This window comes from Lentzea sp. NPDC051838 (assembly GCF_040681245.1).
Taxonomy (GTDB): domain Bacteria; phylum Actinomycetota; class Actinomycetes; order Mycobacteriales; family Pseudonocardiaceae; genus Lentzea.
This window is the reverse complement of record NZ_JBFAYI010000004.1, coordinates 28,592-40,526: the sequence shown is the minus strand read 5'-3', so window position 1 is coordinate 40,526 and position 11,935 is coordinate 28,592. Positions and strand designations below refer to the sequence as shown.

10 protein-coding genes are annotated in these 11,935 nt (G+C 67.7%); 4 read left to right on the top strand and 6 right to left on the bottom strand.

Going from position 1 to position 11,935, the window contains the following annotated elements; all coding sequences use genetic code 11:
• The first annotated feature begins 21 nt into the window (after positions 1-21).
• Entirely contained in the window at positions 22-1,275 is a 1,254-nt protein-coding gene (locus AB0M24_RS11425) for an amidase family protein (protein ID WP_363764450.1), read from the top strand.
• On the opposite strand, the gene AB0M24_RS11420 is transcribed toward AB0M24_RS11425, so the two are convergent.
• Positions 1,250-1,576, bottom strand: coding sequence for a DUF6204 family protein (locus tag AB0M24_RS11420; RefSeq protein WP_363764448.1), 327 nt, complete (start codon positions 1,574-1,576; stop codon positions 1,250-1,252). The two genes, AB0M24_RS11425 and AB0M24_RS11420, sit on opposite strands and share 26 nt — an antisense overlap.
• Before the next feature lie 70 nt (positions 1,577-1,646).
• Between AB0M24_RS11420 and AB0M24_RS11415 the strand changes: the two genes are divergently transcribed.
• The gene (locus AB0M24_RS11415) at positions 1,647-2,288 is read left to right on the top strand and encodes a transcriptional regulator (RefSeq protein WP_363764445.1); all 642 of its coding nucleotides are present in this window, start codon (positions 1,647-1,649) and stop codon (positions 2,286-2,288) included.
• A 38-nt stretch (positions 2,289-2,326) separates the two neighbouring features.
• Here AB0M24_RS11415 and AB0M24_RS11410 read toward each other — a convergent pair whose 3' ends face one another.
• Both AB0M24_RS11410 and AB0M24_RS11405 read right to left on the bottom strand, forming a co-directional pair.
• On the bottom strand, positions 2,327-3,814 hold the full coding sequence (locus AB0M24_RS11410) for a cellulose binding domain-containing protein (protein WP_363764442.1): 1,488 nt from the start codon (positions 3,812-3,814) through the stop codon (positions 2,327-2,329).
• 139 nt (positions 3,815-3,953) lie between these two features.
• Positions 3,954-5,144 (bottom strand): transposase, encoded by a 1,191-nt coding sequence (locus AB0M24_RS11405; RefSeq protein ID WP_363764439.1) that lies wholly within the window; start codon positions 5,142-5,144, stop codon positions 3,954-3,956.
• A gap of 196 nt (positions 5,145-5,340) precedes the next feature.
• Here AB0M24_RS11405 and AB0M24_RS11400 point away from each other — a divergent pair, with 196 nt between their 5' ends.
• Positions 5,341-6,105 carry an alpha/beta fold hydrolase gene (locus AB0M24_RS11400; protein WP_363764436.1) on the top strand — a complete coding sequence of 255 codons (765 nt, stop codon included), beginning with the start codon at positions 5,341-5,343 and terminating at the stop codon, positions 6,103-6,105.
• A gap of 13 nt (positions 6,106-6,118) precedes the next feature.
• The gene (locus AB0M24_RS11395) at positions 6,119-7,141 is read left to right on the top strand and encodes a hypothetical protein (protein ID WP_363764433.1); all 1,023 of its coding nucleotides are present in this window, start codon (positions 6,119-6,121) and stop codon (positions 7,139-7,141) included.
• On the opposite strand, the gene AB0M24_RS11390 is transcribed toward AB0M24_RS11395, so the two are convergent.
• The 3 genes from AB0M24_RS11390 to AB0M24_RS11380 are packed head-to-tail and all read right to left on the bottom strand — an operon-like array spanning position 7,125 to position 11,867.
• Positions 7,125-7,961: an oxygenase MpaB family protein gene (locus AB0M24_RS11390; RefSeq protein WP_363764430.1), complete on the bottom strand. Its 837-nt coding sequence runs from the start codon at positions 7,959-7,961 to the stop codon at positions 7,125-7,127. The genes AB0M24_RS11395 and AB0M24_RS11390 overlap by 17 nt on opposite strands.
• A 16-nt stretch (positions 7,962-7,977) precedes the next feature.
• Positions 7,978-8,928, bottom strand: a complete 951-nt coding sequence (locus AB0M24_RS11385) for an ankyrin repeat domain-containing protein (protein WP_363764427.1) — start codon at positions 8,926-8,928, stop codon at positions 7,978-7,980.
• A gap of 56 nt (positions 8,929-8,984) precedes the next feature.
• The gene (locus AB0M24_RS11380) at positions 8,985-11,867 is read right to left on the bottom strand and encodes a CBM35 domain-containing protein (RefSeq protein WP_363764424.1); all 2,883 of its coding nucleotides are present in this window, start codon (positions 11,865-11,867) and stop codon (positions 8,985-8,987) included.
• Between the last annotated feature and the right edge of the window lie 68 nt (positions 11,868-11,935).

The following is an 11,935-nucleotide window of genomic DNA, read 5'->3' as shown; positions in this document are numbered from 1 at the left end:
CCGGTCCGCATAGACTGGAGCATGGGGATGTTCACTGAGCAGTTGCAGCGCATCGAGACCTTGAACTCCGTCTACAACGCGCTGACCACCGTGTTCGACGAACCGGACGAGCCGCCGACCGGCCCGCTCGCCGGGGTCGCGCTCTCGGTCAAGGCCAACATCGACGTCGCGGGCGCGGCCACCACGCACGGCATGAAGTCGCTGGTGGGCAACCTGAAGACCGCGGACGCGCCGATCGTGGCACGGCTGCGGGCCGCCGGGGCGACGCCGATCGCGCACGCGAACATGCCGACGCTCAACGCGCGCGGCATGCACACGTACAGCGAACTGGCCGGGCACACCATCAACCCGTGGGACGCCACGAAGTCGCCAGGCGGCAGCTCGGGCGGTGACGCGGTCGCGGTGGCGACGGGCATGGTGCGCATCGGGATCGGCAACGACAGCGGCGGCTCGCTGCGGCTGCCGGCGTTCCTGAACGGCGTGTGCGCGCTCAAGCCGAGCTACGGCCGCTATCCGCAGGGCGCGATCATCGGTCAGCCCGACCCGTCGTACCCGACCCAGATCATGACCGTCGAGGGCCCGTTCGCCCGCACGGTCGCCGATCTGCGGCTGGTGCACGAGCTGATGTGCGGCGCGGATCCGTCCGACCCGCGCACGGTGCCGGTGCCCGCTTCGGGCGCACCGGTCGCGAGAATCGCCGGTTTCGTGCCCGGTGACCCGGTGGTCGAACAGGCGGCCGCGCGGCTGGCCGACGCTGGTTACGAGGTCGAGCCCGTCGAACCGCCGAGGGTCGACGAGACGTCGGCGCTGTCCATGCGGATGATCGCCACCCCGATCGCGCTCGGCTACGAGCAGTTCGCCGCGTTCGCCGGCGAGGAGATCATGGTCTACATGGACCACCTGCTGAAGGTGCGTCCCGGTCTGGACCTCGCAGAGTTCCTGGCGCTCACGGGTACCCGGCTGGGCATCCAGCGCGACTGGGCGCGGCTGCTCGACCGCTACCCCGTGCTGCTCGGGCCGGTCAGCACCATCCCGTCGTACGTACCGGACCAGGACCGGCGCAGCCCCGAGGACCTCGACGCGTACTTCGAGGCGACGAAGCTGTGCGAGGCGACGTCGTTCGCCGGGCTGCCGTCGGTCGCGGTGCCGACGGGGTTGCGGGACGGGCTGCCGACGGGCGTCCAGGTGATCTCCCGGATGTACCGGGAGGACCTGGCCCTGGACGCCGCCGCCGTGCTGGAAACCCCGCTCAGCCCAGTCGTCTCGGCCGGTTGATCTTCATCTCGTCCATGTCGGTGACTTTGGCGCGCAACCCCTTGAAGTCGACGCCCAGCGCGTCGAGGGCGGTGGTCGCGCGCCTCAGTCCCGCCTCGTCGGGCTTGTCCTTCGCGGTCAGGATCACGCGGTAGCTGAAGAAGTCGAGCTTGTCGTCGAACGTCAGCGCGCCAGACTCGGTGAAGCCGCCGTCGGTCAGGAAGTCGAAGCCCTTCAGGCGTTCCCGGAGGCTCGCGCGCTGGTCGTCGGTGAGATCGGCGAAGCGTCCGCGGACGAGTACTCGGTAGGTGTGTTCAGCCACGAGAAAACATCGTGGCTGAACACCCGCCGCCCTGGCGAACGATTTCTGCGGTGCGGAAGAATCATGGTCCATGGACGCAAAAGAGCTGGTCACGCGCATCCGCAAGGAGCTGCACCCCGGTGAGCACGACAACCTCGTGGTCAAACTCATCGAAACCGGACAGGCTCCGCGCGCCGTGATCGCCACGTTCGCGGCCGAGGAGAACCACATCGTGTCGTCGGACTGGCGAACGTTCCTCGCGCTCGCGTCGAAGGCCGGGGAACCGAACGCGCGGGCGTTCTTCACGCTGCTGGCGGGCGGCGAGGAGCTCGTGCTGCCGATGCTGGAACCGCTCGCCAAGGCCGCCGGCATGTCCTCGAAGGACTTCCAGAACTACGAGCCCTACCCCGGCTGCCAGGCCTACCCCGCGTACCAGGCGTGGATGGCGATGAACGGCGAGCCGGCCGACGTGATCCTCGCGATCCTGGCGAACTTCACCGCGTGGGGCGGCTACTGCGCCCGCATGGCGAAGGGTCTGCGCGAGCACTACGGGTTCGACGACGAGGCGTGCGCGTTCGTCGACTTCTTCGCCCAGCCCGCCCCGCAGCTGGAAGAACGCGCGATCGCCGCCATCCAGGCCGCTCTCGACTCCGGCTGGCAGCCGAAGCACGCCTGGCGCTACGGCCGCCTGCTGCAGGCCTACGAACTGGAGTTCTGGTCCACGCTGGCCTGACGGGGGTGCGGGGGCGGCGGGTGCCGCCCCCGCCACCGCTATCGAGGCAGATAGGCCCTGTGCTGCTTCGAGAACTCGTAGTTGTTGAACTTGTCCCAGTTGATCGACCACGTCATGAGGCCGCGCAGGTTCGGGTAGACGCCCTTCGGCTTGTAGCTGCCGCAGTTCGACCCCTTGGTGAGGCAGTCCAGCGCGGTGTGGACGTCGGCGACGGACGTGAACCCGTTGCCCGCGTACATCGCGGCGGGCAGGCCGATGGCGACCTGGTCCTGCCGGAGTCCGGTGAAGAACTTCGTCGTGTCACCGCGCACCGGGAAGCCCGCGAGCACCATGTCGGTCATCGCGATGTGGAAGTCCGCGCCGCCCATGTTGTGGTACTGGTTGTCCAGGCCCATCACGGGTCCGGAGTTGTAGTCCTGCACGTGCAGCAACGTCAGGTCGTTGCGCATCGCCTCGATCACCGGCAGGTACGCGCCCGTGCGCGAGTCGCCGCCGCCCGCACCACCGTAGAACTGGTAACCGACCTGCACGAAGAACGTCTCCGGCGCCATCGTGAGCACGAAGTTGGCTCCGTAGCGGGACTTCAGCGACCGCAGAGCCGAGATCAGGTTCACGATCACCGGCGTGGTCGGGTTCTTGAAGTCGACGTCACCGGAGTTGAGCGACAGCGAGTGGCCCTCGAAGTCGACGTCGAGCCCGTTCAGGCCGTACTTGTCGATGATCGCGCCAACGGACCGCACGAACGCGTCACGCGCCGCCGTGGTCTCCAGCCGCACTTGACCGTTCTGGCCGCCGATGGAGATCAGCACCTTCTTGCCCTTGGCCTGCTGGGCACGGATGCCCGCGATGAACTCGGCCTCGGACTCGACGTTCGGGCACTCGGCGACCGGGCACTGCGCGAACCGCAGCTCACCGGACGTCGCGCTGGTGGGCTCGGCGAACGACAGGTTGATGACGTCCCACTCGTCCGGCACGTCCTTCATCCGGATGTAGCCGGAGCCGTTGGCGAAGCTGGCGTGCAGGTAGCCGACGAGCACCTTGCGCGGCAACGACCCCGTGGGAGGCTGGCCCGTTGTCGTGGTGGTCGTCGTGGTCGTCGTAGTGGTGGTGGTCGATGACGTCGTGGTCGGCTGCGTGCCGCCACCCGTGCACGCGGCGCCGTTGATCGTGCAGTTGGCCGGGTCGGCGGTGCCGCCGGCGTTGAAGCCGAACGACACGCTGGCGCCGGGCGCCACCGAGCCGTTGTACTCGCGGTTGACGAACGCGTAGTGGTTGCCGCTCTTGGTGAGCAGCGAGTCCCAGTAGGCGCCGACGGACGTGGACGCCGGGTAGTCGAACTCGACCTTCCAGGAGCTGATGGCCGCGCTGGTCTCGTTCTTGATCGTCACCGTGGCGGTGTACCCGGTGTCCCAGGACTGCTTGGAGAACGTCGCCGTGACTCCGGCGGCGCTGGCAGGGGCGAGGCTCACGATCACGGTGCCGAGCACCAGTGCGGCCACCGCGCTTATTCGAGCGAAAAGCTGCATGGGCTTCCATCCCTCACGCGTTGGCGGCCGGCAGAGGGTCACCCAGGATTGGACTAGACCATCAACACCTGAGTCAAGGTTCTACGCTGTCCAGTCTTGAATGTTCCCCTGCCCTGAATGGGCTGTGGGGATTCTCGGCTCAGGCTGCCTGCTCGTCCGGCGGACGAGCAGGTCTTGTGCCGTCGTCACCGACCGGGTTCAAACCTGCCCGGACCAGCATCACCGCTGCGGAGTTCTTGTCCCTGGGGGACACGGCTCCGCACGACGTGCAGGTGTAGGTGCGTTCGGACAGCGGCAGCGCGTGCTTGGTTCTCGCACCGCAGGCAGCGCAGTCCATAGTGGTGTGTTTCGGGTCAACGAGCCGCAGATCGCGGCCGTGTTTGCGGGCCATGGCGATCAGTTCGCGCTTGGTGGCACCGATCGCGGCGTCCGCCGCTTTGCGAGCCATCGTGGATTTGGCCAGGAACTTCGGCCGGAAATCCTCCACCGCCAGCACGTCATGGTCACGCACAACCCGCTTGGCCCACTTGCGGCCCGTGTCCTGCCGCTGCCGGGCGACCTTCTTCTGGATCTTCGCCGCCTGTCGCCTGGCGTGCCGGTACCCCCGCGAACCAAGCTGACCCTTGGCCGGGCGGCGACGGGCCATCATCCGCTGATACCGCGCCAAGCCCTTCGCCGCGTTCCCGCCGTGCTCAGGGTGCGGCAGGTCGTGCGCGTCGCTGGTGGTGGTGGCCAGTTCCCTCACACCCCAGTCCACACCGATCACCCGGCCGGTCCTGGGCAGGGTTTGGACTTGTGTGCGGACGACGAAAGAGCAGTACCAATGGCCGAGGCTGTCGCGGTACACGCGCACCGACGACGGCACGGAGGGCAACTCCCGCGACCACACAGGCCTCACCGCAATCCCACCCGCCAGGCACAGCACACCGTCACGCAACCGGAACCCACGCCGGGTGTAGTTCAGTGTCGGCTCGGCCAGCGACCGCTTCTTGAACCGCGGCATCCCAGCACGCCGCCCCTGCGGCACCCGCTCCCGCACATCCTTGAGCGCCCTGGCACGCGACACACCGAAATCCCGGACAACCTGCTGCTGCGCCACCGACGAACCCGCCCGCAACCACTCCTGGTCGGCCCGCCAGCTTGTCAGGAGCTTGTCCAACTGCGCCGGACCGCAGGTGCGCGGGTCGCCGAGATTCTCACGGTTGTGCCGGTGGGTCTCACGCGACTGCGCAACGCACTGGTTCCACACCCACCGGCAGCGATCCCACTCCACCAGCAACACACGACAGGCAGACGACGACAAGCGCAGCCGGTAGGTATACCGGGTCACACTCGCCGAACCCGCCACACAGACGATCTTACCGAACAGATGTTCGGCACTGTCGGGTGGTCGCGGACAGCGCGCCACCAGCCAGTAGCGTTACGGCGGGTTGCGCGCTCGAACAGCCCCGGCCCTGTCGGACCGCTCCAGCCGGAGCCTGAATCCCTCCCGGGCTTGAAAGCCAGGGCATCATTCGGAGGACGTTGTGACCCACGCTCGTGCCGCCGACGGAACCAGGCTCTTCTATTCGGTTGAAGGCTCAGGCCCTCCCCTGCTGCTGATCGCGGGCCAGTCGAACTCGTCCCGCTGGTGGTCACAGGTCCGCGCGGACTTCGCAGCGCGGTTCACGACGATCGTCACCGACCACCGCGGAACCGGTTCCAGCGACAAGCCCGAAACCCCTTACAGCACGCGACTCTTCGCCTCGGACTGCATCGCGATCCTCGACGACGCGGGCATCGACAGGGCCCACGTCTACGGCACGTCGATGGGCGGCCGGATCGCGCAGTGGATCGCCGCGTCCCACGGCTCGAGGGTCGACCGGCTCGTGCTCGGCTGCACCTCACCGGGCGGGCCGCACGGGATCGAACGCAGTGCCGAGGTGCGCAAGTCGCTGGCGCAGATCGACCCGATGAAGGCGCGCCGGGCGTTGGAAGACCTGATGTACACGCCTGCCTACCAAGGCCCGTACAACACGCTCGGCGACCCGGCCATGCCGCCGTACGCGAAGAAGCTGCACCTGTTCGCGAGCGCCGAGCACGACGCGTGGGACGTGCTGCCGTCGATCACCGCGCCGACGCTCGTGGTGCACGGGACCGAGGACATCTTCAACCCCACGGCCAACGCTCCCCTCATCACCGAACGGATTCCCGGCGCGCGCATGCACCTGATCGAGGGAGCCCGGCACGGGTATTTCGAGGAGTTCAAGGACGAGGCCACGCCACTCGTGGTGAACTTCCTGCAGGGCTGAAACTGGGGGATCCATGCGCAAGATGCCGCTCGTCCTGGCCGTGCTGTGCCTGTTCGCGTTCCTGCCCGCCACGGCGGCGGCCGCTGACCTGCCAGGAGGCAAGGCGAACTTCGTCGTGACGCTCGGCTCGTTCAAGGCGGGCCAGGACAACTGGGTGCGACTCGGCGACTACCAGTTCGCGGGCGGACGCGTGACCGCGCGGACCTACCTGTGGCGACAGGGCAAACCCGCTTTCCGCGTGGGCACCGGAACCAAGCCCGACCGCTCGTGCTCGACCCCCACGGCGGCACCGGGTCAGTCCCTGGTGCGCGAGTGCGAGGTGCAGACCACGGACGGTTTCACCTCCGACCCCACCGAGCGCAGGACCGGTGACTACCGGATCGAGAACGGCCTGCTCAAGATCACCTGGACCGATGTCGGCCAGGCGTGGTCGGAGCAGTGGGCCCTCACCCCGAGTCCCGACGGCAAGCTCGTCCGCCTCGACCTCAGGTTCAACACTCTCGCCACGGCCGGGTACGCGTACGGCAGCAACACCCCGCTGACCACCCGGCGCCAGATGGCGAGCGTCCAGGCGTTCCCCGGCACGCTCCAGCTCGACCTCCGGGGCTGGGAGAGGAACGCCCCGAGGGAGCTCGACGCTGATCCCTACGAGATCGGGAAGTTCAAGACGTGCGCCACCACGTCGTGGTGCCTCACCTACCTCCTCCCCGCGGCCAAGAGCGCCTGCCGGGAAGGCTGTGTGAAGGGCAACACCGACCTGTCGATCCAGAACTACGTCGTGCGGGTCTCCAACAACGACCGCCGCGATACTCACTGGCAGTGGTGCAGCTGTCTGACGAAGGACGAGAACGGCAACGAGCAGACGTGCTACACGCGCAACTCGCACGTCCGGCCGATGCTGCAGATCCTCGACGACGACGCGCAGTTCCGCGGCTGGGTCGGCGTCGAGGCGTCGTTCAACCCCGTCGTCAAACCGGGTGTGAACCCCCGCGACAGCGACATGCTCTGGACGTTCCGCGTCACGGACTTCCGGTGACCCACCGCAGGCCGCGCATCAACGCGTGGCCCGCGAACCGCACCCCGGTGGCCTCGGCGATCGGCAGGTACGGCAGCCGCAACGGAATCCGCGCCCACACGGGCAAGCTCGCCACCGCCGTCGCCGACAGGATCGCGTACGGCCCCTTCGCGAGCAGCGGCAAAGGCGCCTTGAGCAGCAGGAACCGTGCGGCTTCCCGAGCCTCGCGGGTGCCTTTGAGCTCGTTGCGGTAGGCACCCAGCCGCGCGTCGAGCTCGGCCTTGGTGCGCGGTGGATCCGGGATGCCCATCGCGTCCGCGATCACGGCCATGTCGGCGACGTACCCGTCGTAGTCGTCGAGCGGCTTCTCGCCGTAGCGCTGGTGGCACGTCAGGAAGCTGTCGACCTCGGCCACGTGCACCCAGGTCAGCAGGTGCGGGTCGTCGGCGCGGTACTCCCGGCCGTCCGGCGCCGTGCCGTGGATGAAGGTGTGCACGCGCGCAAGCCGTTCGACGGCTTCGTGTGCGTCCTTCTCGGTGCCGTAGGTGGTGACGCCGACGAACAAACTCGTGCGCTGCAACCGTCCCCACGGGTCGGTGCGGTAGTCGGAGTGCTGCGCGACCGCCGCCATCGCGAGCGGGTGCAACGACTGCAGCAGCAACGCCCGCAGCCCGCCGATGAACATGGCGTGATCAGCGTGCACGTGCCGGATCGGCCGGTCTTCCGCGAACATGCGCGGACCGGGCGCGTCGTGGATGCGCCGCGCGTGCTTCTCCCGCTCCGGACCCGCGACCTTCTCGAACAGGCCGTCGCTCAGCTGTCGCCGCAGTGCCTCCAGCATGCCCCCATCATGCGCGTCACTTGCTGAGACCGGGAAGACGAATCCACTGGTCCGGCTCAGTGAACGCCTTGCTGTTCTTCGGCCGCAGACCCGCGTAGGCGCAGCAGTAGGCGACGGCCTTGTGGGCGTAGAGGTACGCCAGGAGAACTTCCCGAGTGCCGTCCCGATCGTCCGCGCCTCCGCCGGGATGCAGGTCCCAGCCGATGGTCCGACCGTCGCGGTGGACGTTGCCCTGGTTGCCGCTCTTGGGGTTGGCGTACATGCCGTAGGCGACGGTGCCCTCGGACAACGGCATCATCACCTCAGGTGTCTGCACGGCGAAGTACCAGGGCTGGAACAGGACGCAGCCGCCCGGCACGTCCGTGACGCTCAGAGTGCGCTCGGTGTCCTCACCGAACGGCGCCGGCCACCAGTCCCCCGTCGGCACCTCGGGCGGAACCTCCGCAGTGGGCACCACCTCGGCGCTCAACCTCCGCGTGGCCTCCGCGGCGTCGATGCCCGCGACGCACGCGAGGCTGTACCCGTCGTAGTACGGGAACTCCTTCAACGCGAGGACCAGCCGCCCAGCCTCCCGAACCGCCGTCTCCTCCTCGTCGGTCAGCACCTCGCCGGACGGGACGACGTGCCGGGTGGCGCGGCTCAGCCGGGCGGGCGACCAGCCGGACATCATGGGGCGCAACGGATCCGCGCCCGCGGCCAGGAGTGCCTGCGCGATCTCGGGCTTGCCCTCGTACACGGCCCGCCACAACGCGCTCCGGCCACCGTTCAGGTGATCGACGTCGTCAACCCGCGCGGCGATCTCCGCCACGACCTCCGCCGTGCCGAACTCGACCGCCGAGTGCAGCGGCGTCGCCCACCACGGGCCGGTTTCCGGGTCCGCGCCCGCGTCGAGCCTGCGCCGCACGGCGTCCACGCTCTGCCAGCCGGTGTGCGGAAATCCCCGCCAGCCTTCGTTCTCTTCCCCCATGATCAGCACCCTACTGAGAACGGCACCCCTGCCGGAGCAAGGGTGCCGCACGAACCTCAGCCGATCGCGATCTGGTCCAGGTCAGGCGACCCGGCCTTGTCGTTGCCGAACTTGATGGTGTTCGCACCGGCGTTCAACGTCACCGGAAGCTCCGTGACGTACGGGGTGTTGTTGCCGAGCCCGTCGAGCTTGACCTCGACCGGCGCGCCCCCGTTCACCGTCACGAAGTACGAGCGCGGCCCGTTGACCGTGAAGGTGATGAACATCTTGTACGTCCCGGCGGCGGGCACGACCACGTTCGGGAAGGTCACGGAAGCTTCAGGGGCGCCACCGATGTTGCGCACCTTCTCGCCACCCGAACACGGCCCGCAACTCGTCAAACCGGTGCTGCCGAACACGTTCGCCGAGTCCTCCGCCTCCCGCACGAACACGCGGTCTGCGGGCCGGGTCCTCACCGGCACCGTGCCCGACACCTTGCGGTCCGAGCTGAGCAGCTGGAACGACGCGTTCACCGGGATGCTGACCGAACCGACGTCCTGACCGGCGGCGGACACCGCGGTCCACGAACCTTCCAGGATCCCGCCGAGCCGCATCGAAGTCCGCGTCGCCGGTGCACCGGTCAGCGTCCAACCGGCAGGCAGCACAGGTGCGATCGACACGTTGTCGATCTGGTCGTCGGCGTCGAGGCGCAACCGTGCGGTGATCTTCACCGACTGCTGGCCCGGCGCAACCCATTGCACGCCATGGGGTTCGACCGTCAACGTCGTCTTCGGCGTGTAGTTCGACGGCGGCAGGCCACCGACCGAGATCCGGTCCAGCCCCAGAGCCTTCCCGGTGCTGAACACCCGAATCGTGTTGCGTCCGGCGTTCAACGGCACCGCGAGAGACGTCGGATCAGGCACATCACCGCGATCCGCAGGCACCGCGACGGAAACCGGCGAAGCACCGTTGACCGACACCGAGACCGACGACGCCGAAGCGGACGTCAGGTCGAGCTGCAGGCTGTAAGTACCAGCAGTGGCAACGGAAACATCGCGGTAGGTCACCGCGTTGCGCTCACCACCACCGAGTCCGGTCACCTGACGGGTGCCAGAACAGGCCTCGCAGAACTCGCTGCGCGCCGAACCTGACCGCGACGCGTCCTCGGCCTCCAGCGCCGAGTCCCGCACCGACCGCGGATAGCTGTGACCGACCCGGATCTCGTCGATCTTCAGCTCCTTGAAGTACACAGGAGCCTGCGGACCACCCCACGTGTTCAGCACGGTCAACCGCAGCCATCGCGCCTCGACCGAACCGATGTCGATGAACTGAGTGCCACGCGCGGAAGGCAAGGCACCAGTGCGGACGTGCCGCCAGTTACGACCGTCATCGGACGCGGTGAGCTGGTAGTCCTTGATCCGCGAGGAGTCCTCGGGACGGCCGAACGACACGCGGGCGTGCGTCGGCGACGACTCGCGCTGGTTGATCGCCAGGAACGAGGCTTCCTTGCGACGCCCCAGGTCCAGCGAGATCGAGACCGGCTGAGCGGCGGCCGCGTCCCAGTACTTCTCGTAGCTGCCGTCGGTCAGGTTGGCAGCGGGGAAGCCATCCTTCGAGGACGTCGCGTACGCCTTGACGTCGGAGTAGAACCCTTGCTGGCCACGGGTTTCCACGGAGAAGACGGTGTCGTACTCGTCCCACTTGGTGATGCCCTCGATCGTCAGGTGCCCGCCGGACTGCGAGAACCGCATGCGCTCGCCCGTACGAAGATCGGTCACGCGGGAAACCCGATACCCGTTGTCCCGCAACCGAACGAAGTCCGCGCGAGGCTTGGTCACCACGTGCACGTACTGCTTGCCCGTCGACGGGTTGATGGTGATCACGCCGTGCGCGCCGTCGTTCCAGAACCCGGGCTGCATACCGCCGTACATGTACCCGGCGCCCTCGACCCCCTGGATCGACTCCTTGATCGGCGGCACCCAGGTGGACATGAAGTTGTTGTACGCCTCCTGCTGTGCCGGCATCTTGCCGTTCACCATCGGCGTCTCGGCCATCAGCGACTTGATCGACGCGCCCGCGTTGGTGATGTAGCGGCCGACGTTCAGGCGCGTGTTGACGACGGAGTCACCGCCGCTGTACCACCAATCGCCGGTGTCCGGGAGCTTGTAGCAGGCCTCGGAAAGGCGCGGCATCGGCGTGAACGTCGCGGCCGGGTAGTCGTAGGACGGGAACATGCCGGTCTTCTGCTCGTTCGAGACCGTGTCCATGATCGGCGTGTCCTCGTTGTTGTTGCTCAACAACCAGGTGGGCTGCAACTGGCGGATCTGCTCGTAGAGCTTGTTGCGCTCCCAGTACTCGTTGTCGTTGTCGATCCAGAAGCCCGCGAGGTCGTTGTAGTTCTTCATGACCTCGAAGAAGAGGTCGTAGCTGTACTTGCCGAAGCCCTCGCGCGTGGTGAGATCGACCTGCTCGCCCTTGTAGGCGGAGTACGCGGCCGAGTCGAGCATCTCCACGCCCTGCTCGGCGTGCCACTGCGGGTCGTCGGTCATGTAGAGGATCACCTTGACCCCCTTGGCCTTGCCCGCCTTGACGAGCTCGCCGAGCAGGTCGCGTTCGGTCGCGCAGCTGCCGGGGATCTTGGACGGCCACGGGCGCGCGTAGCCGAGTCGCGAGTGGAACGTCGCCAGCACGACGTAGGACGCGCCGAGCTTGCGCGCCTCGTCGATCCAGTAGTCGGGGGTCCACCCTCCGCCGGTGACGTCACGCTCCCACTCGGCGCAGTTGAGGTGCTTCGGGGCGGTGAACATGCCCCAGTGCAGGAAGAGGCCGGCGGTGGACTTGCGCAGCCACTCCTGTCTCGGGTGTTGCACTTCGGCCTGCGCCGGTACCGACGCGGCCACGTGGATGAGGCCAGCGAGCAGCGCGGCCACCAGGGCCGCACACAATCGTCGTAGTGCCATGACCATCGCTTTTCTCGTCGGGGCGGCGGCGAGAGGTCCGATGATTACACCCTGAACTACGCAGTTCA

Bases quoted from the DNA above. Each gene is read 5' to 3' on its own strand.
- AB0M24_RS11395 (WP_363764433.1), top strand. From the start codon at position 6,119: ATGCGCAAGATGCCGCTCGTCCTGGCCGTGCTGTGCCTGTTCGCGTTC.
- AB0M24_RS11385 (WP_363764427.1), bottom strand. From the start codon at position 8,928: ATGGGGGAAGAGAACGAAGGCTGGCGGGGATTTCCGCACACCGGCTGG.
- AB0M24_RS11415 (WP_363764445.1), top strand. From the start codon at position 1,647: ATGGACGCAAAAGAGCTGGTCACGCGCATCCGCAAGGAGCTGCACCCC.
- AB0M24_RS11390 (WP_363764430.1), bottom strand. From the start codon at position 7,961: ATGCTGGAGGCACTGCGGCGACAGCTGAGCGACGGCCTGTTCGAGAAG.
- AB0M24_RS11380 (WP_363764424.1), bottom strand. From the start codon at position 11,867: ATGGCACTACGACGATTGTGTGCGGCCCTGGTGGCCGCGCTGCTCGCT.
- AB0M24_RS11425 (WP_363764450.1), top strand. From the start codon at position 22: ATGGGGATGTTCACTGAGCAGTTGCAGCGCATCGAGACCTTGAACTCC.
- AB0M24_RS11410 (WP_363764442.1), bottom strand. From the start codon at position 3,814: ATGCAGCTTTTCGCTCGAATAAGCGCGGTGGCCGCACTGGTGCTCGGC.